The sequence below is a fragment of the Nocardiopsis sp. EMB25 genome, from assembly GCF_026797795.1.
GTDB classification, from domain to species: Bacteria; Actinomycetota; Actinomycetes; order Streptosporangiales; family Streptosporangiaceae; genus Nocardiopsis; species Nocardiopsis lucentensis.
Genome location: NZ_JAMTDN010000001.1, coordinates 1,643,071 through 1,661,867 on the forward strand (window position 1 = coordinate 1,643,071; position 18,797 = coordinate 1,661,867).

General features: G+C 73.1%; 15 protein-coding genes. 5 read left to right on the forward strand and 10 right to left on the reverse strand.

What is annotated here, in order from left to right; all coding sequences use genetic code 11:
• Positions 1-6 precede the first annotated feature (6 nt).
• Positions 7-171 (forward strand): FitA-like ribbon-helix-helix domain-containing protein, encoded by a 165-nt coding sequence (locus tag KIK06_RS07105; RefSeq protein ID WP_268642495.1) that lies wholly within the window; start codon positions 7-9, stop codon positions 169-171.
• Positions 172-311: 140 nt separating this feature from the next.
• Here KIK06_RS07105 and KIK06_RS07110 read toward each other — a convergent pair whose 3' ends face one another.
• From KIK06_RS07110 to nirB, 6 genes are all read right to left on the reverse strand, one after another.
• Positions 312-1,034, reverse strand: a complete 723-nt coding sequence (locus tag KIK06_RS07110; protein ID WP_268642496.1) for a septal ring lytic transglycosylase RlpA family protein — start codon at positions 1,032-1,034, stop codon at positions 312-314.
• A gap of 231 nt (positions 1,035-1,265) precedes the next feature.
• A complete protein-coding gene (locus KIK06_RS07115) occupies positions 1,266-2,429 on the reverse strand; it encodes a dual specificity protein phosphatase family protein (RefSeq protein ID WP_268642497.1) in 1,164 nt (387 codons plus the stop codon).
• A 357-nt stretch (positions 2,430-2,786) separates the two neighbouring features.
• Positions 2,787-3,479, reverse strand: coding sequence for a sirohydrochlorin chelatase (locus tag KIK06_RS07120; protein ID WP_268642498.1), 693 nt, complete (start codon positions 3,477-3,479; stop codon positions 2,787-2,789).
• Positions 3,476-4,654 (reverse strand): uroporphyrinogen-III synthase, encoded by a 1,179-nt coding sequence (locus tag KIK06_RS07125; RefSeq protein ID WP_026127421.1) that lies wholly within the window; start codon positions 4,652-4,654, stop codon positions 3,476-3,478. Before KIK06_RS07125 ends, KIK06_RS07120 begins: the two co-directional genes overlap by 4 nt.
• A 5-nt stretch (positions 4,655-4,659) precedes the next feature.
• On the reverse strand, positions 4,660-5,025 hold the full coding sequence (gene nirD / locus KIK06_RS07130; RefSeq protein ID WP_017597627.1) for a nitrite reductase small subunit NirD: 366 nt from the start codon (positions 5,023-5,025) through the stop codon (positions 4,660-4,662).
• Complete coding sequence (gene nirB, locus KIK06_RS07135; RefSeq protein WP_268642499.1) at positions 5,022-7,529, reverse strand: nitrite reductase large subunit NirB; 2,508 nt, start codon at positions 7,527-7,529, stop codon at positions 5,022-5,024. Before nirB ends, nirD begins: the two co-directional genes overlap by 4 nt.
• 245 nt (positions 7,530-7,774) lie before the next feature.
• Between nirB and KIK06_RS07140 the strand changes: the two genes are divergently transcribed.
• Positions 7,775-8,911 carry a hypothetical protein gene (locus tag KIK06_RS07140; protein ID WP_268642500.1) on the forward strand — a complete coding sequence of 379 codons (1,137 nt, stop codon included), beginning with the start codon at positions 7,775-7,777 and terminating at the stop codon, positions 8,909-8,911.
• A gap of 56 nt (positions 8,912-8,967) precedes the next feature.
• Here the strand turns inward: KIK06_RS07140 and KIK06_RS07145 are convergent, their stop codons facing one another.
• The 3 genes from KIK06_RS07145 to KIK06_RS07155 form a co-directional block, all read right to left on the reverse strand.
• Positions 8,968-10,578, reverse strand: coding sequence for an OmpA family protein (locus tag KIK06_RS07145; RefSeq protein ID WP_268642501.1), 1,611 nt, complete (start codon positions 10,576-10,578; stop codon positions 8,968-8,970).
• Positions 10,579-10,737: 159 nt separating this feature from the next.
• Positions 10,738-12,504: a S8 family serine peptidase gene (locus tag KIK06_RS07150; RefSeq protein WP_268642502.1), complete on the reverse strand. Its 1,767-nt coding sequence runs from the start codon at positions 12,502-12,504 to the stop codon at positions 10,738-10,740.
• Between the two features lie 127 nt (positions 12,505-12,631).
• A complete protein-coding gene (locus KIK06_RS07155) occupies positions 12,632-15,502 on the reverse strand; it encodes a helix-turn-helix transcriptional regulator (protein ID WP_268642503.1) in 2,871 nt (956 codons plus the stop codon).
• A 215-nt stretch (positions 15,503-15,717) separates the two neighbouring features.
• Between KIK06_RS07155 and KIK06_RS07160 the strand changes: the two genes are divergently transcribed.
• The 3 genes from KIK06_RS07160 to KIK06_RS07170 all read left to right on the forward strand — a co-directional run bounded on the left by KIK06_RS07160 (position 15,718) and on the right by KIK06_RS07170 (position 17,289).
• Positions 15,718-16,188 carry an anthrone oxygenase family protein gene (locus tag KIK06_RS07160; RefSeq protein ID WP_442789746.1) on the forward strand — a complete coding sequence of 157 codons (471 nt, stop codon included), beginning with the start codon at positions 15,718-15,720 and terminating at the stop codon, positions 16,186-16,188.
• An 88-nt stretch (positions 16,189-16,276) separates the two neighbouring features.
• A complete protein-coding gene (locus tag KIK06_RS07165; RefSeq protein WP_268642504.1) occupies positions 16,277-16,831 on the forward strand; it encodes a DinB family protein in 555 nt (184 codons plus the stop codon).
• 53 nt (positions 16,832-16,884) lie between these two features.
• On the forward strand, positions 16,885-17,289 hold the full coding sequence (locus tag KIK06_RS07170; protein WP_268642505.1) for a hypothetical protein: 405 nt from the start codon (positions 16,885-16,887) through the stop codon (positions 17,287-17,289).
• Between the two features lie 48 nt (positions 17,290-17,337).
• Here the strand turns inward: KIK06_RS07170 and KIK06_RS07175 are convergent, their stop codons facing one another.
• Positions 17,338-18,795 carry an FAD-dependent oxidoreductase gene (locus KIK06_RS07175; protein ID WP_268642506.1) on the reverse strand — a complete coding sequence of 486 codons (1,458 nt, stop codon included), beginning with the start codon at positions 18,793-18,795 and terminating at the stop codon, positions 17,338-17,340.
• Positions 18,796-18,797 lie beyond the last annotated feature (2 nt).

The following is an 18,797-nucleotide window of genomic DNA, read 5'->3' on the forward strand; positions in this document are numbered from 1 at the left end:
GAGGTTATGAAACAGGTCTCGCTTCGCCTCCCGGACGAGTTGCACACCGCGCTCAAAGACCTCGCGGAGCAGGAGGACCGGTCCCTGCACTCCCAGATCCTCAGGATTCTGCGCCAGGCCACCGACAGTCCACGTACCGCTCCTGTGGAGCGCGATTCACCCCCGGCCTGAAGACCAGGTCACCCTCGCACGAAACCGGTGGTGGGAGGTTTCTCGCGTGTGGGTGGGAGGTGCGGGGGTTGTGACGTGCGCGAGCGCCCCTCTCCCGGGTGGGGGGTGGGGCGCTCGGGCGGGGTGCCGGGGAGGGGTGGTCAGGCCACGACCTCCCAGCTGACGTTGGCCACGCCGGCGCTGGTGCTGGCGATCTGTTCGAAGGCCGCGGTGGACAGGTCCAGGCAGCGTCCGTCGATGAAGGGGCCGCGGTCGTTGATGCGCACGGTGACCGAGGAGCCGTTGGCGGTGTTGGTGACCCGGACCATGGTGTTGAAGGGCAGGGTCAGGTGCGCGGCGGTCATGGCGCTGGGGTCGAAGGTCTCACCGTTGGCGGTGTCGCTTCCGGCGAGGTCGGCGCCGTAGAAGGAGGCCTGGCAGCTGCCGCCCTGGCCGGTGGGCTGGGCGTCGGAGCCGCTGTCGGAGCCGCTGGAGGAGGAGTCGTCCTCGGGTGCGGTGGTCTCCTGGGGCTCCTCGACGATGTCGGAGCCGGTGGCGGTGGCGGACTGGCGCGCGTCGGAGGCGGCCTGCTCGGCGCGTTGGGCGGCCGAGGGGTCGGCTGAGGGCGCGGTGTCCTCGGCCACGAGCGGGTCGGGGTCGGCCTCGGGGATCCCGGCGGCGTTGGTGGCCACGGTGGTGTCACCGGCGCCGGTGACCACGACCGCCGCGGTGGCGGTGCCCGCCACGGCCAGGGCCAGGACGCAGGAGCCCGCGATGAGCAGTGTGCGTCTTTTGCGGTTGCGGGCCGCGGCGAGGCGGGGGCCCACGGTGGTGGGGGCGTCCTGGGGTGCGTCGGGAGTGTTCTGGGGCTGGTGTTGGCCCACGGTGCTGTCCTTTGAACGTCGCGGGTGGGAAGTGGCGGCCGCCTCCTGGCGCGTGTTGCGGGTGCCCCGGTGGGCGGGGTGCGTCGGATGTGTGGCGTCCCGGTGTGGGGGGTGGGGCGCGCACGGGCGGAGCCGTGACCGCCGGCGGATGGCATCGCACGGGGTCTGGGCGCTGAGCCTAGGGGTAACGCGGGGGTCACGGTACCGGAAAGTGGTGGTTTGTGGAACTTATCACCCGTTGACCTGCGGTTTTGGTAGTTCGGGGCGACGTGGGGGGACCCCGTCGGGGAAGAGCGCGGCGGCCGGGTCGGGCAGGTCCTGGCCGTCGAGTTCGGCGACGGCGCGGGCCAGGGTCGGGTTGTCCAGATGGCCGCCGACGGCGCGGATCATGCGGGCCAGGGTGGGCAGGGTGGGGGCGCCCAGGGCGGCGACGGCGTAGCGGGCGGCCACGGCGGGGGTGCGCGAGGCCCCGGCCCAGCAGTGCAGCAGGACGCGTTTGCCCTCGGCGCGCAGGGCGGCGACGGCCGCGGCCGCCTCGTCCAGGGTGTGGTGCAGGTTCTGGTTGGCGCCGGGGCGGTCGTGCAGCCAGACCCGCACCCAGTCGCGGGAGGGCAGGTGGGGGGCGTCGTCGGGGTGGGTGGCGCACAGGGAGACGGCGGCGTCGGCGCTGTGGGGGTGCTCGCGCAGGTGGTCGAGGTTGGCCAGGAGCACGCCGGGGTCGAGGGGGTGGGTGATGGCGAAGGGGCGCAGGCGCTGGTGCGGTCGGGTGCGTACCGCGGTCTCGGGCCACAGGTGGGGGTGGGTGCCGCGGGTGGTGCGCAGGGCGTCGACGACCAGGGTGTGGGGGTCCAGGGTGCGGGCCAGGCGCCGCCAGGCGTGGAGGGGGACGGCGGAGGCGCCCCAGAGCGCTCCGGCCAGGGCTCCGGTGTGCATGGCGGCCAGGTCGCCGTGGGTGGTCCGGGTCCACCGGATGGCGTCGACCAGGTGGGTGCAGGCGAAGGTGCCCGCGGCGGGGTCGTGGTGGGGGCGGGCGGTGCGGGTCAGGGCGTGCCAGGAGGCGCCCAGGGGGTTGTCGGCGGGGGTGTGTTCGAGGTCGGGGGCGTGGGCGGGCGGGGTACCGGTGCGCGTGGTGGCGCGCAGTGTGTGGGCCCAGGCGCGGGCGGTGGGGTCGGGTGGGGGTTCGGGGAGCCGGTCGGTGCTGGTCAGGTTGGTCAGGGCGGTGTGTACCAGGTGGGCCAGGCGGGCGGGTCCGGTGGTGGGGGCGGGGCCGGTGAGCTGGGTGGTCAGGGCGGGTGGTGCCTCCACCAGCGCGGCGGCGGTGGCGGCGCCCAGGAGGGCGCCCACGGCCCGGTCGCAGAGGGGGTCGTGGATGTCCAGAGGGGCGGTGGCGGTCATGGCTGGCCTCACGGGTGGGGGTGGGGACGTCACCGGTGGTGTTCCCCGCCCCGGGGTGGGGCGTGCACGGTTTGCCGGTGGTGGCCAGGTTGTGGGAAAGGGGGGCGGGTCCCACCGGGGAGGGTGGGGCCGGTGGGGCCCGCCACCGCGGGGGGGTGTTCGGGGTGGGTTCTTCGCGCCAAGCCCCGTGGAGGGCGCGCCACTTGGTGTGCTGACTCGATGACCGGGGGCGTGGAACCCGGAGGGGCCTGCTGGGGGGTGGGGTCTCCTGCGCCGGGCGGGCCGTGCGGCGTTGACCACCGGCGGCCCGTGCCAGTGGGTTGGCCGGTCTGTCCCGGTCGGAACCGGGAGAGGACGTCAGACCGGCTGTGGGATGGCGGCCCGGCGGTAGCGTTCGGCCACGGCGTGGGCGATGGCCGGGTCCGGGCACAGGGGTGCGGCGACCACGTCGGCTCCGCTGCCGGCGAGGCGGTCGTGGAACAGGCCCGGGGCGAGCAGCCAGGTGGCCACGGCGACGCGTGTGTGGCCTTGGGCGCGTAGGCGGGTGACCTGTTCGGTGACGGTGGGGCCTCCGGTGGCGATGTAGCCGAGGGACACGGGGGTGTCCAGGCGTCGGGCCAGGGCGTGGGCGCTGTCGCGCAGTTCGGCGCGGGCGCGTTCGTCGGAGGTTCCGGCGCAGGCCAGGACGACGGCGTCGCCGGTCTGGTGTCCGGCGGCCGTCAGGCGCCGGTGGGCGGTGGCCACGACGGCGGGGTGGGCGCCCAGGGCGGGGGTGAGCACGGCGTCGGCGCGGCCCGCTTTGGCGAGTTGGTGGGGGATGTCGGTGCGCACGTGGTAGCCGCTGGCCAGGAAGGCGGGTACGACCACGACGGGTCCGGGGAGGCGGGCGGCGACGTCGCCGACGGTGGGGGTGAGCACGTCGGCGAAGGCCAGGTGGGTGGGTTGGCGGGTGATCTCCTCCACGCGTAGGGCCAGGGAGTGGGCCACGGCGGTGCCGTGGGGGTCGCGGGTGCCGTGGACGGCGAGGATGAGGGCGGGCTGTCGGTTCATGGCGCGGGTGTGCAGTCGGGGGTGTCCAGGGCCAGGCGGTAGCCGCGTTTGACGACGGTCTGGATGATGCGGGCGTCTCCCAGGGCGGTGCGCAGGCGGGCCACGGCCGTTTCCACGGCGTGGGCGTCGGCGTCCTCGCCCAGGCAGGTGAGCAGGTGGGTGCGGTCGCGGACCTGGCCGGGGCGGCGGGCGAGTTCGCGCATGAGCCGCATGAGGGTGGGTGAGAGGGTGTGGACGGTGCCGTCGACCAGGACGGCGTGGCCGCGCAGGCGTAGGCGGTGTCCGGCCACGTCCAGGGTGGGGAACCGGTTGGGGAGTTCCTCGGTGAGTTTGCGGACCTGGGCGCCGATGCGGGCGCGGTGGGGCCAGACGGTGGGGATGTCCTGGGCCATGAGGGGGCGGGCGGTGACGGGGCCCACGCACATGGCCAGGACGTCGCCGCGCAGGGCCGAGACGAGGGCGTCGGCGTGGCCGCTCGCGCGGGCGCGGGCCAGGAGTCCGGCGGCGGCGGGGGCGCTGGTGAAGGTGACGGCGTCCACTCCCCCGCTGGTGACGGCTTCGATGAGCCGGTCCAGGGGTGCGGTGTCTTCGGGTTGGGTCCACCGGTAGACGGGGACTTCGACGACGTCGGCTCCGGCCAGGCGTAGGGCGGCGGTGAAGTCGGGCAGGGGTTCGCCGTGGAGTTGGATGGCCACGCGTAGCCCTTTGACGCCGGTGGACAGCAGGTAGTCCAGGACCTCGGCGGAGGATTCGGAAGGGGGCGACCATTCCTCGGTGAGTCCGGCGGCGCGGATGGCGCCCTTGGCTTTGGGGCCGCGGGCGAGCAGGCGTGAGGCGCGCATGGAGGACAGGAGGGGTTCGGCCATGCCCCAGGTTTCGCAGGCCTCGACCCAGCCGCGGAAGCCGATGCCGGTGGTGGCCACGACGACGTCGGCGGGGCGGCGGGTGAGTTCGGTGGAGACGGCGGCCAGGCGTTGGTCGTCGCTGAGCGGGACGATGCGCAGGGCCGGGGCGGCCACGACCTCGGCGCCCTTGCGGCGCAGCATGGCGGCGAGTTCGTCGGCGCGGCGGGCGGCGGTGACGGCGACGGTGAACCCGGCCAGGGGTGCGGTGGTGGCGGGAGTGGGCGGGGTGTGCTCGGACGGCGCCGGGGCCGTCTGCTGCTCCCGGTTCAGGGTGGTCACGGTGTTCCCTCGGTCGCGCTGGTGTGGATCTGGACGGTGTCGCCGTCGATGCGGACGGGCCAGGTGGTCAGGCGGGTGTCGGGGTCGTCCAGGCTGTGTCCGGTGCTCAGGGAGAAGACGTGCTTGAGCATGGGTGAGGCGACGGTGGGCTGGCCGTCGCGGTCGCCGACGATGCCGCGGGACATCACGGCGGCCTGGGTGTAGGGGTCGATGTTGTCCACGGCGTACAGGTGGTCGTCGTGGGTGCGGAACAGGGCGGCCTGGCGTCCGTCGGGCAGCAGGACGGCGACGCCGTCCTCGGGGTGCAGGCGGTGGGCGGGGCAGGCGTTGATCCAGGTTTCGGTCTGGGTGGCGGTGCTCATCTGGTGGCCTCCTGCGGGCGGGGGGTGGGCATGCCGAGGTTGAGGGGCGTGTCGGGGACGGGCTGGTCGCGGGTGGTGGTGAAGCTGATGGTGGGGTCGGGGGTGTCGGGCGCGTTGGCGAAGGACACGAACCGGGAGAGCTTGTCGGGGTCGGCCAGGACGTCGGCCCACTCGTCGGAGTAGCCCGCCACGTGGCGTTCCATGGCCTCTTCCAGTTCGGCGCCGATGCCCAGGGAGTCGTGGACGACGACGTCGCGTAGGTGGTCCAGGCCGCCGTCCATGGCCTCGATCCAGGGGGCGGTGCGCTGGAGGCGGTCGGCGGTGCGGATGTAGAACATCAGGAACCGGTCGATGTAGCGGATGAGGGTGTCCTCGTCCAGGTCGGAGGCGAGCAGTTCGGCGTGGCGGGGGGTGAAGCCGCCGTTGCCGCCCACGTACAGGTTCCAGCCGTTGTCGGTGGCGATGACGCCGAAGTCCTTGCCTCTGGCCTCGGCGCACTCGCGGGCGCATCCGGAGACGGCGGACTTGAGCTTGTGGGGTGAGCGCAGTCCCCGGTAGCGCTCCTCCAGGCGGATGGCCATGCCGACCGAGTCCTGGACGCCGTAGCGGCACCAGGTGGTGCCCACGCAGGACTTGACGGTGCGCAGGGCCTTGCCGTAGGCGTGGCCGGATTCGAATCCGGCCTGGACCAGGCGGGACCAGATCGCGGGCAGTTGTTCGAGGCGGGCGCCGAACAGGTCGATGCGCTGGCCGCCGGTGATCTTGGTGTAGAGGTTGAAGTCGCGGGCGACCTCGCCGATGACGATGAGCTTGTCGGGGGTGATCTCGCCGCCGGGGATGCGCGGGACGACCGAGTAGGTGCCGTTGCGCTGCATGTTGGCCAGGTACCGGTCGTTGGTGTCCTGGAGGGTGGCCTGTTCGCCCTGGAGGATGTGACCGTTGCCCAGGGAGGCGAGGATGGAGGCGATCGCGGGCTTGCAGATGTCGCAGCCGCGTCCGGTGCCGTGCCGTTCGATGAGGGCGGAGAACGTGGTGATGCCGGTGGCGCGGACGATCTCGACCAGTTCGGCGCGCGACTGGGTGAAGTGTTCGCACAGGGCGTTGGACTGTTCGATGCCGGCCTGGTCCAGGAGCTGCTTGAGCATGGGCACGCACGAGCCGCAGCTGGTTCCGGCGCGGGTGCAGGCCTTCAGGGAGGGCACGTCGGTGGAGCCGGAGTGGATGGCGTCGCAGATGGTGCCCTTGGTGACGGCGTTGCAGGAGCAGATCTGGGCGTCGTCGGGCAGGGCGTCGGCGCCCACGGCGGCGCCGCCGTCGGGGGTGATCAGGGCCAGCGGGTCGCCGGGGAGTGGGGAGCCGACCAGGGGGCGCAGGGTGGCGTAGGCGGAGGCGTCGCCGACCAGGATGCCGCCGAGCAGGGTGGTGGCGTCGTCGGAGACCACGAGTTTGGCGTAGCGGCCGCTGGCGGCGTCGTTGACGACGACGTCGAGGGCGCCTTCGGCGCGGCCGTGGGCGTCGCCGAAGCTGGCCACGTCCACGCCCAGGAGCTTGAGTTTGGTGGAGGTGTCGGCGCCGGTGAAGGTGGCGTCGCCGCCCACGAGCCGGTCGGCGACGACCTCGGCCATGGCGTTGCCGGGGGCGATGAGTCCGTAGACGGTGCCTCGGTGGTTGGCGGCCTCGCCGATGGCCATGATGTGGGAGTCGCTGGTGGTGCAGGTGTCGTCGATGGCGATTCCGCCGCGTTCGCCCAGGTCCAGGCCGCAGGCGCGGGCCAGGTCGTCGCGGGGGCGGATGCCGACGGAGAAGACGACCAGGTCGGTGTCCAGGTGGCCGCCGTCGGACAGGGTGAGGCGGGCGGCGCGGCCGTCGTCTCCGGGTTCGATGCCGGTGGTGGCGGTGCCGGTGTGCACCTTCACGCCCAGGTCGGTGACGAGGTTCTTGAGGAGGGCTCCGGCGCCCTCGTCGATCTGGGCGGGCATCAGGTGGGGGGCGAGTTCGACCACGTGTGCCTGCAGGCCGAGCAGGCGCAGGGCGTTGGCTGCCTCCAGGCCGAGGAGTCCGCCGCCGATGACGACGCCGGTGCGGGCGTTCTTGGCGGAGTCGGTGATGGCGTCCAGGTCCTCGATGGTGCGGTAGACGTGGCAGCCGGGCAGGTCGTGGCCTGGGATGGGGGGGACGAAGGGGGTGGATCCGGTGGCCAGGACGAGGCGGTCGTAGGGCAGGGCGCGGCCGGAGGCGGTGGTGACGGTGCGGGTGGCGCGGTCGATGCCGGTGGCGCGTTCGCTGACGTGCACGTCGGTGTGGGGGCCGGTGGGGTCGCCCAGGGACAGGTCCTCGGCGGTGGCGCCGTCGAAGTAGGAGGACAGGGCGACGCGGTCGTAGGCGGTGCGGGGTTCCTCGCCGACGACGGTGGTGTGCCAGTGGTGGGCACCGTCGCGGTCGCGCAGGGCCTCGATGAGTCTGTGGCCGACCATGCCGTTGCCGATGACGACGAGTTCTTCCATGGGTGTTCGGCTCCTCCTGGCTGCGGGGTGGTCGTGTTTCAGGCAACCCGGAGGGTGTTTCCCAGGCGTCAGGTGGTTGTGACGGCGATGTTTCGATGTGCTGTCATCGCAGGTGAGAAATGCGTGATTGGGTGATCTCCCCCACGGGAGGGAGGCGGTTCACCCTTGATGGGGAGGTCGCGCGGGGCGCGGGGCGCGAGGGTGGGGGTGTCGAAGAACCGTTCCCCTCGTGAAGGAGCAGGGCCATGGCCACTCCCCCGATCGCGCGACCCGTCCACTCCCGTGGAGAGGGGGCGCGTGCGCCCGTGGTGCCCTGGGTGGTGTTGGCCTGGTCGGCGGCGGCCGTCGGTCTGGGGCTGGGGTGGTGGTCGGGTGTGCTGCCCCGGGGGGTGCCCGAGGGGCCGTCGTTCGGGTCGTTGTTCTCCGCGGCGGGGCTGGGTGTGGCGTCGGTGACCGTGATCGGTTTCGGGTGCGCCGGGGCCGTGTGCGCTGTGGTGTTGCTGCGGCGGGTGGGGGGCCGGTGGGCGCAGGTGGCGGCGTGGTCGTTGGCCGCCGCGGTCCTGTTGGTGTTCGTCGACGGGTCCCTGCTGGCCTTGCTGGGCTACACGATGATCGTGCCGGTGGTGGGCTGGTTCATGCCCGGGCTGCTGTCGGCCTACGTGTCCGCCGCCCTGGAGCCCACGGCGCTGACGTTGCTGTTCTGCGCCGTGGGTGTGGTCGTGTGGGCGCTGGCGGCGCTCACCCACGGGCGGGCGGTGCGTGGGGCGTGCCGGCGCTGCGGGCGTGACGAGCACTGGAACCCCGAACGGGAGCGGAGTGTGCGGGCCCGGGCTCTGCGTGTGGGCCGGTGGGCCGTGGGTGTGGGTGTGGTCCTGGCGTTGCTGTACCCGGCGTTGCGGGTGCTGTGGCTGTTCGGTGTGGCTTTGGACTTCGGTGAGGAGGAGACCCGGCAGATGCTGTCGGACCCCTACGTCCTGGCCACGGGTCTGTCGCTGGGGTCGGCCGGGGTGGTTGGCGCGGCGCTCATGCTGGGTCTGGTGCAGCGGTGGGGTGTCCGGTTCCCCCGGTGGACGGTCGGGCTGGCCGGGCGGCGGGTCCCGGTCGCGCTGGCGGTGGTGCCCGCGAGTTTGGTGACCGTGGCCCTGGTGGCGATGGGGCGTAGCACCGTGGTGCAGTTGGTGATCGGATCCGCGGGGGCCACGCCCGTCACCGAGCCGGTGCACGCGACGGTGTTCGCGTTGATGGGCGTGTGGGGTGCGGCGCTGGGTGTGGCCACGGCCGCCTACGCGGTGCGGCGGCGCGCCGAGTGTGACGGGTGCGGGCGGGGTCTGCCCGAGGTCGAGCCGGCGCGGGGCCCGGTGGGGCCGGCCGCGGCGGGATAGGGGCCCGGGCCGGCCGGTGTGGCCCCGCTCCCCTGCTCGGGGGCGGGGCCCGTGTGTCAGCGGATGGGCACGTCGACCTCGCCGAACGCCCCGGCGTGCAGGGTCATCTCGGTGACGTCGGGAGCCGGGGCGGGAAAGACCGCCAGGGCCAGGTACTGCTCTCCGGTGGCCAGCTCGTTGATCCGGTCGGCGAAGTCCTCATAGGCGCCGTCGCCGGTGCGGATACGGATGACGTACCGGACCAGGCCGGTGTCGGGGTTGTGGACGCGGAAGCCGCCCAGGGTGCCCTCGGTGTACTGGGCGGGGCTGCCGGGGATGACCGACTCGTCCACGTCCAGGTCCGCCTCCAGGGGTGAGAGCGTGGAGTTTTGGAAGCCCACCATCTGGAACAGGTAGGCGCCGTCGCGCACCATCGGGTAGACGTGCAGGTCCACGTCGTTGTGGATGAGGGTGGTGACGGGTTCGGGGTCGTCGAAGAAGTGGGCCGGGTCGGCGACGTGGCGGCGGGCCGAGGCCAGGCCGTCCTGGGTGGGGGCGGCGCCGTCGGCGTCCAGGGGCACTTGGTAGGTGAACTCCACCCGGCGGTTGCGGGCGCGGGCCTGCTCGTCGTCGGGCCCGCCCTCGGCGGCCAGCGGTTCGGCGCTGCCGCGTCCTTCGGTGGTGAAGGTGAACTCTGCGCCCAGTTCCTCCTCCAGCAGGGCGCGTGCGGCCTCGGCGCGTTCGCGTGACAGGGTCTGGTTGTAGGCGGATGGGCCGCGGTCATCGGTGTGGCCGACGATGGTGATCTCCCCGCCCTGGGGGCCGATGTTGGCGCGCAGGGTCCGGGCGCAGGCGCGGATGGTCTCGGCGGCCTCGGCGGTGGGTGTGGAGGCGTCGAAGGCGAACATCTCGTCGGCGTGCAGGGCGATGACCTCTTGGTCGCCGGAGCGGGTGGTGGAGGCGGTGGGGTTGTCCACGAAGCTCTCCATGGTGTGGCGGTCGCCGGAGGTGTCCAGGTCCGGGGGTGGTGGGTTGTCGGGGTACCAGATCTGGTCGGGGAGTTCGGGTTCTTGGGCGAAGGTCTCGGGGTCGATGTAGTCGTGGGCGTTGGGTTCGGGGGCGGGGGTGAACTCGTCGACGCGGGTGATGGGGATGCCGGGGATGAGGCCGACCCCGGCGCCGGTCAGGGTGAGGTACCGCGCGTCCTGGGTGGGGGCGGGCAGGTAGCGGCGCAGGGTGGTGGGCAGTCCCTCGTGGGTGGGCATGTGGGGGTCGCCGGGCACGAAGTGGGTGCCGTAGGGCTCGCCGTTGTTGGCGGAGTCGCGCAGGAAGCGCAGGACCTCCCCGGAGACGGGGTCGACCATGCGTACGGGCGGGTTGCGTCCGGTGACCGTCCCGGGCAGGTCCTCCAGGTAGTCGTGGGTCACCTCCAGCATGAGGTACTCGCCGTTGTGTTCCAGGTTGGTGATGGTGAGTTCGAAGGTGACGTCGTTGCCGCCCTCGATCGACATGCGTCCCTGGCGGACGAAGGGGAGCCGTGGGCGCTCCCGTTGGTCGGCACCGGTCTGGGGGGAGGGTTCCGCGGTGGGGGTGGCGTCGTTGCCGCCGGTCAGGTTCTCGACCAGGCCGCAGGAGGTGAGCAGCAGGCTGAGCGCCAGGGCCGCGGCCGCGGGGGCTCGTGTGGTCATGGTCTGGGGGTCTTCCTCACGGTGGGCGCGGGTGGACCGCGGTCGCTGGGTGTGTTGTGGTCTGACGCGGGCGCGCCCGGCGGGGTTCGCGTGAGGGGGAACGGGGCGGCGGCCCCTCCCCCCCGCTGTGGGGAAGGGGCCGCCGGTGGGGGGTGGGGATCAGGACAGGGTGACCGTCTTGGTGGTCGAGCCGGTGGCACCGGTCTCGTCGGTGACGGTCAGAGTGATGGTGTAGGTGCCGGGACCGTCGTAGAAGTGCCAGGTGGTCTGGCCGGTACCGGTGGTGCCGTCGCCGAAGTCCCAGCTGTAGGAGACGATCGGGGCGTCACCGGCGCTGGAGCCGGACCCGTCCAGGCTGCAGTAGTACCACCAGGTGTAGCAGGACCCGGTGAAGTCGGCGGTCGGCGCGGTGTGGTCGGGGGCGCCCACCGTCACCTCGACGGTGTCGGAGTTGGTGGCGCCGGTGTCGTCGGTGACGGTCAGCGTGACGGTGTAGGTGCCCTCGCTGGCGTAGGTGTGGGAGGTGGTGGCGCCGCTGTCGGTGGCGCCGTCGCCGAAGTCCCACGCGTAGTCGGTGATCTGCCCGGCCGACCCGGACCCGTCGAAGGAGCAGGTCAGGGTGGCGTCGTCGCAGGACTGGGAGATGTCGGCCACGGGGCCGTCGGGCGGGGTGGTGCTGCCGTCACCGGGGAAGGTGTCGGGGTCGCCCACGTCCAGGAGCGGCTCCTGGATGCCGTCGCCGGAGGTGTCGTTCCAGTCGTAGTTGCCGGCGCCGGTCAGGGTCTGGTAGAGGGCCATGACGCCGGAGCGGTCGCTGGGCTTGGCGGAGCCGGTGGCCAGCAGGGCCAGGCCGCCCGCGGCGTGCGGGGAGGCCATGGAGGTGCCGCTGATGGTGTTGTAGCCGCCGCCGGGCCAGGTGGAGGTGATGCAGGAGCCGGGGGCGGCGATGTCGATGACGTCACCGTAGTTGGAGAAGGTCGACAGGGTGTCGTCGGAGTCGTTGCGGCAGCTCAGGGTGCCGCCGTTTCCGCCGGGCTGGCCGTCGGAGTCGGCCATGGAGGAGACGGTGAGCACGTCGGGGTGGTTGGCGGGGAAGAAGTTGCGGCCGTCGACCCCGTCGTTGCCCGCGGCCACGGCCCAGGCCACACCCGCGTCGACGGCGTTGGTGATGGCCTGGCTCAGGGCCTGGTCGGTACAGCCGTTGCAGCCCAGGCTCATGTTGGCCACGGCGACCTGGTCGGCGTTGGCGGTGACGTAGTCCACACCCGCCGTGATGCCGGCCAGGGTGCCGCTGCCGCCCGAGGTCAGGACCTGGACGTTCCAGATGTCGGCGCCGGGGGCCATGCCGACGACGCCCTCGTTGTTGTCGATGGCGGCGATGCTGCCGGCGACGTGCGTGCCGTGTCCGTTGCCGTCGCTGGCGGTGTTGGACACGCAGGAGCCGCTGGTGCAGTCCACCGAGTCGACGACGTTGAGGTCGGGGTGGGACCCGTCGACACCGGTGTCCAGGACGGCGACGGCCACGTCGGGGACGTAGTCGGGCTGTCCGTTGATGTCCAGGTTGGGGTTGTCGGGGGCGAAGGTGCGGGAGATACCGGTGGGGGTCTCCTGCTCGAAGGCCTCGACGACCTGGTCCTCTTGGACGTAGGCGACGTCGGGGTCCTCGAGCAGGTCTGCGGCGTCGGCCGCGGTCATCTCGGCGGCGTAGCCGGTCAGGGCGTGTTCGTAGACGCCCTGGGGGCGGTCGCCGTTGCGGTCGGCGACCTCTTCGGGGTTGGCGCTGTCGTCCAGGACGACGATGTAGGTGCGTTCGGTGGGATCGGACAGATCCAGGAACGCGGGGGTCTCCGGTTCGGCGGCGGCCGGTGACGCCGCCAGGAACGGCAGCATCACGGCGGCCGCGATCACGGCACCGATCTTGCGCATGTGGGGGAACCCTTCGTGGAGGGATGCAGGGATGCGTGGGTCGGGTGGCCACCCATGTGTCATGGTGTGTGGCTCGGCGTGGCCGAACAATACGTATCTACTACGTAGTTAAGAAGCGATCGGGTGACTACGTAGCGGAGGGGTCGGAGGGGGCGGACAGGTCCCGTCGTGAGCGCAGGCCGAGTTTGGCCAGCGCGTTGGCCACGTGGGTCTCCACGGTGCGCGGGGACAGGTGCAGCAGCGCCGCGATCTCCCGGTTGGTGCGCCCCTGGGCGGCCAGTGTCGCGATCTCGCTCTCGCGCGGCGACAGGCGCCGGTCCCCGCGGCCGCGGCCGGTGGTGGGAGGGGTGACCACACCGTGGGCCCGCAGGGCGCGGCGCACCCGCGAGGCGTCCCAGGCCGCGCCCAGTTCGGTGTACTCGGCCAGGGCCGAGCGCAGGTCGCCCACCCCCGAGGAGGGGGCGCGGTCGTGGCCGTCGGTCTGGGACAGCAGGGCGTGGGCGGCGGACTCGCGGGCCTGGGCGGCGTCGTAGGGCCGTCCCATGGCCCGGTAGGCGTTCTCGGCCTCGCCGTACAGGTGCAGGGCCCGGTCGTGGTGGCCGCGGTGGTGCGCGATGGCGGCCTTGAACCGGATCAGCGCGGCCTCGGCCGCGGGGGCGTGGGCGCCGCGCAGCCCGGCGCTGAAGCGGGCGCACAGGTCCCGGGCGACGGCGACGCGGCCGGTGTCCAACAGGGCTTCCATCCCGGGTACCAGTTCGGCGGCCCACACCCAGATGCCCTTGCTGGCCACCAGGGAGACCAGGTCGTCGACGTGCTCCCAGGCGGTGGCCGGGTCGCCCTGGGCGGTGGCCAGGCGGGCCAGGAGCCCGGCGGCCAGGGCGCGCACGGGCACGGTGTAGTCGGGGGCGGTGCGCGCGGTGGCCTCGGGACCGGGGCGGACGCGGGCCAGGTGGGTCTGGGCGGTGGCGGGGTCGCCCTGGGCCAGGGCCAGTCCCGCGCGGATGACGGTCAGTTCGGCGGTGACCGAGTGCAGGTGGGCCAGGCGCGGGGAGCGCAGGTTGCGTTCGGTCTCCTCGGCCAGCCCCGGCCACCGGCCGCGCACCCAGTCCAGGAGCAGGCGCAGGGTGTGGGCGCTCTCGTGTACGTAGGGGGCGTCGGCGGCCACCGACCAGCTGGTGGCGTCGTCCAGGTGGTGGTCGGCGCGGTCGTAGTGGCCGAGCATGACGGCGGCGTCGGCGAGATTGAGGGAGCCGCGGGCGAACTCGCGGCGGCGCGCCAGGGTCTGGGGGGTGGGCTGGGCGTGGGCGGTCCCGGGGTCGGGCAGGGTGACCGTCCAGGCGTCGGGGTCGCCGATCTGGGCCAGGAGGGTGGCGTGGTTGACCGCGACGATCTGGTTGACGGCGGGGTCGCGGCTGCGGTCGGCGGCGGCCACGGCCTGTTCCATCCACCGGCGGTGGGTGTCGACCGAGTCGGAGGTGTCTCGGGGCACGGCGAGCGCGCACATGGCGCGGGCGGCCAGGTCGGGGCGGGTGGACAGTTCGGCGGTGGCGCGGACGAGTTCGCCGCGGGCGGTGCGCCCCTGGGCGGCCTGGTTGAGCAGGAGCAGCCCCAGCTCCATGCGCAGTTCACCGCGTTCGGCGGCACTGAGGCCGGGGGTGGTGAGCACGTCGCGTAGCAGGGCGATGGTGTGTTCGGCGCTGATGCCGGTCAGGGCGGCGCGGCCGAGTTTGAGGGTGAGTTCGCAGCGGCGGCGCGGGGGCAGGCTCCGGCGGGTCAGGGCGTCGCGCAGCAGGGTGACGGCGGTGGTGTCCTCCCCCTGGGCCAGGGCGAGGTCGGCGGCGTGTTCGGCGTGGTTGGTCCAGGCGTCCAGGAGTCCGGCCTCGCGGGCGTGGTGGGCCAGGCGGGCGTGGTCGGGGTCGGGGGTCTGGGACAGCACGGCCAGCGCGGCGCGGTGCAGGCGACGGCGTTTGTCGCGGGGCAGGGCGGTGTAGCAGACCTGGCGCAGGAGGGGGGTGGCGGTGGTCAGGGTCGTCGGGTCGGTGGTGTGCAGTAGGCCGCGGCGGCAGGCGCGGGCCAGGGCCTTTTCGGCGCGGTGCGGGGACAGGTCGGCCACCCGCGCCAGGTGGGTCTCGTTGGAGGGGGTGTCCAGGACGGCGGCGGCGCGCAGGAGTCGGCGGGTGTCGCGGTCCAGGGCGCGCAGGCGGTGGATCCACCAGTCGCGTAAGGCCGCGGGGACGGGGGGCTGGGCGGGGATGGCGGGTTCGGTGGGGGTGAGGGTGGCCAGGTGGCGCAGGGTTTCGACGGCGGCCAGGGGTTGGCCGCCGGTCCAGGCGTGGAGGCGGTGGGCGTCCTCGGCGGTGGCGGTGGCCGTGAACCCGTGGGCGAGGGTGAGCAGGTCCTGGGGGGTGAGCGGGTCCAGGGTGAGTTCGTCGTGGGTGGTGGTGGCGGGGGCCAGGGCGGCCAGGGCGGCCACGGGGAAGGACCGGGGCAGTTCCTCGGGCCGGTAGGTCAGGACGAGGGAGAGGGTGGGGGGCAGGCGGGGGGTGAGGTAGTGCAGCAGGTCGCGGGTGGTCTGGTCGATCCACTGCACGTCCTCCACCACCAGGACGGCCGGTCCCAGGGCGCCGAGGAGTTCGGTGAAGGCGCGGTAGGTGCGGTGTTGGTCGTCGGCGGGGGTGGTCGCGGGAGGCAGGGGGGCGGGCAGGCGGTCGCCGTGTTCGGGCATGAGGGCGTGCAGGGCGCCGCACAACGGGCTGAGGCCGTCGGGGATGGGGGCGCCGCGCAGGGCTTCGATGACGGGGGCGAGGGGGAACGGTTCGGCCCGGGGCGGGCAGTGGCCGGTCAGGACCGTCGTGTCCGTGGCCTCGTGGAGTTCCTGGACCAGTCGGGTCTTTCCCGAACCGGCGGACCCGGCCACGAGGACAAGGCGTCCAGGGTCTGCCGCGGTGCGCAACTGCCGTCGTTCCCGGGCACGTCCGACGAGCGGGGGAGAGCACACCTACCGAACGGTATAGCGACAGGGGGCCGAGGAAAAGGGGGTGCCGCCATACGGATCCGGTGCGCTGGGCGGTAAGAGTGGACAGTCTGCCAACCCGTGTGGGGCGCCGACCTGGGCTGAGGGCGGTGTGTCGTGGCGGGGTCGGTAGTCTGCGCTCGGAACGTGGGTGGGCGACGGGACGATGGTGGGGGTGATGGGTGGTGCAGGCGGTGTTCGTGGCTGTGCCGGTGCTGTCGGTGGTGCTGATCGGATTGTTCGCTGGGCTGTTCTTCGCGTTCTCGGTGGCGGTGATGCCGGGGCTGCGGCGTGCGGGAGACCAGGCGATGATCGAGACCATGCAGGGTGTCAACGTGGCGATCCTCAACCCTTTGTTCGCCCTGGTCTTCCTGGGTGCTCCGGTGGCGGCGCTGGTCACGGCGGCGCGGGATGCCGTTGTCGGCGCCGGGATGACGACGGTGTGGTCCTTCACGGCCCTGGCGGCGCTGTTGGCCGTCATCCTGATCACGTTCGCCTTCAACATCCCCAGGAACAACGCGTTGGAGGCGGCGGGGCCGGCCGTGGATGTCGCCGACCCCGCGGCGGTGCGCGGCGCCTTCGAGGCGGTGTGGGTGCGCTGGAACCACGTGCGTACCCTGCTGTCGGTCCTGGCGCTGGTGTGCTCGGCCGTCGCCCTGGCACTGCGCTAGGGGTCGTTCCCGCGCGGACGGGCCCGTTGTCGTCGAGGGGCGGGCCGGGGCTGTCCGCGGCGGGTTCGGATGGGTGAGAATCGCGGCCATGAGTGAACTGAACAAGCGCGCGGACATGTTCTTGGACGCCCGGAACGACCCGCGGGCGGACGGGCCGCGGCTGGGCGACGAACGCACCACCCTGATGGGGTTCCTTCGGGACCAACGGCTGACGTTGGAGATCAAGTGCGAGGGGCTGGACGCCGAGCAGTTGGCGCGCAGGTCGGTGGAGCCCTCCACCATGTCGCTGCTGGGACTGGTGCGTCACATGGCCGAGGTGGAGCGGGCCTGGTTCCGGCTGCGGTTGTCGGGGTTGGACCTGCCGCGGCTGTTCTGCACGTCCGAGGAGCCCGACGCCGAGTTCGACGGTGCGGTCGCCGACCCGACGGTGGTGGAGGAGGCCTGGCGGCTCTGGCGTGAGGAGGTCGCCTTCACCGACGACTTCGTGGCCCGGGCGGCGTCGCTGGACGCCACGTTCGAGGTCGACCGGCACGGGACCATGTCGCTGCGCGAGGTGCTGGTGCACATGGTGGAGGAGTACGCGCGGCACAACGGGCACGCCGACCTGCTGCGTGAGCGCATCGACGGCAGGGTCGGCCAGTAGCGGCGGCGGTGGACGGGCGCGGGGCGATCCGTGCTCGGCTAGGGTGCACGACCATGGCCTCTCACCCCGAACACTCCCCCGTGTCCTCGACCTCCCCTTCACCCAGTGCGGGTGGCGGGCGCGCCGGACGGATCGTCAGGCGGGTCCTCCTGGGGCTGCTGAGCTTTCCCGTCGTGCCCTTCGCCCTGCTCGCGGGGCTGATGATCATCGTGGAGGCCAGCGAACCGCAGGTGTGCGGGTACGTCCCGAGTCCGGGCGGGTGGGCGGCCGAGGCGTGCGCGGAGCAGCGGGAGACCTTCGTCGCGCCGGTCCCGGTGTGGTGGATGTTCGGCCTGGCCCTGGCGCCGCTGCCCGCCCTCGTGGCGGGGTGGGTCTGGCGGGACCGCTGGTGGGTGGTGGCGCTGGCGACCGTCGTCGTGCTGGGGGCGGTTCCGCTGCTGATGTGGTGGGTGGAATGAGTCGTCCCGCTCGCCGCCATGGCCTCGCGGCGAGCGGAACGACCCCGGTCAGCCGACCTTGGCGGGGTCGGTGTCGTTGAGACCCGACAGCAGCGCGTTGACGTCGCGTACGCAACCGCCGCATCCGGTGGTGGCACGGGTGGTGTCGGCGATGGCCTCGCGGGTGCGGGCCCCGTCCAGCCAGGCCTGTTCGATGCTCTCGCGGGTGACGGCGTTGCACCGGCACACCAGGGTCTGCTGGTCGGGGGCGGACTCGGTCTCGGGGGCGGCCGTGGGCAGCCCCTGGACGAGGGCGAGCCGGTCGGCGGGCACGGGGGCGCCGGTGTCGAAGAGCTGGGACAGGGTGGCGGCGGCCTCGGGGAAGCCCAGCAGGACGGCGCCGACCACGCGCTCGGCGCTGACCACGAGTTTGGCGTAGCGGCCTCCGTGCGGGTCGCTGATGGTCACCGTCTCCAGGTCCTCGGTGTCCTCCTCGTCGTGGACGCGGCCGAACGCGGTCAGTTCGATGCCCTCGGCCTTGAGGCGGGTCAGGGGGCTGGAACCGGTGTAGGCGGCCTGGGGGGCGGTCCCGGTGAGCCGCTGGGCGAGCACAAAGGCCTGCTCCCAGCCGGGTTGGACCAGTCCGGCGCCGCCGCCGGGGTGCTGGGCGCAGTCGCCGATGGCGTGCACGCGCGCGTCGGAGGTGGTCAGGGTGTCATCGACCAGGACGCCGTGTTCGACCTCGATCCCGGCGTCCTTGGCCAGTTCGATGTTGCCGCGCACTCCGGCGGTGACCACCAGGGCGTCGCCGGGCAGGACGCGTCCGTCGTCCAGTTCCAGGCCGGTGCCGGGTACCCAGCGGGAGGCGACCCGCCAGGAGTGCACGGTGACCCCGAGGGCGGCGTACTGGTCGGCGAGGATGCGGGCGGCGGGCTTGTCGATCTGGCGGCGCATGATCCAGGGCGAGGACTCCACGACCGACACGCGCATGCCGCGGCCGACCAGCCCGCGAGCGGCCTCCAGGCCCAGCACGCCGCCGCCCAGGACGACCACGGGCGCGCCGGGGCGGGCCAGGGACAGCACGCGTTGGCAGTCGGCCAAATCGCGCAGAGCGGTGACCCCCTCCCCCGGGCTGCCGTCTGGGGCGGCCACGCCGGTGATGGGTGGGAAGGCGGCGCGGGCTCCGGTGGCCAGGACGAGTTCGTCATAGGACAGGTGGGTGCCGTCGTCCAGGGTGAGGCGGCGTCGTTCGGGGTCCAGCGCGGTGGCGGCCACACCGGTGCGCACGGTGACGCCCGGGGTGTCGGGGACGGGCAGGCGGATCTGGTCTGGGGTGTAGGAGCCCGCGACCACGCCGGAGAGCAGGACGCGGTTGTAGGCGGCCTGGTCCTCCTCGCCGACCACGGTGACGTGGACGCGCTCTCCGGTGGGGTCCAGGCGGGCGACCTCCTCGGCGAAGCGGGCGCCGACCATCCCGTTGCCGACGACCACGATCTGACGCGGGGGCGGTGCCTGCGTGGTGCTCATCT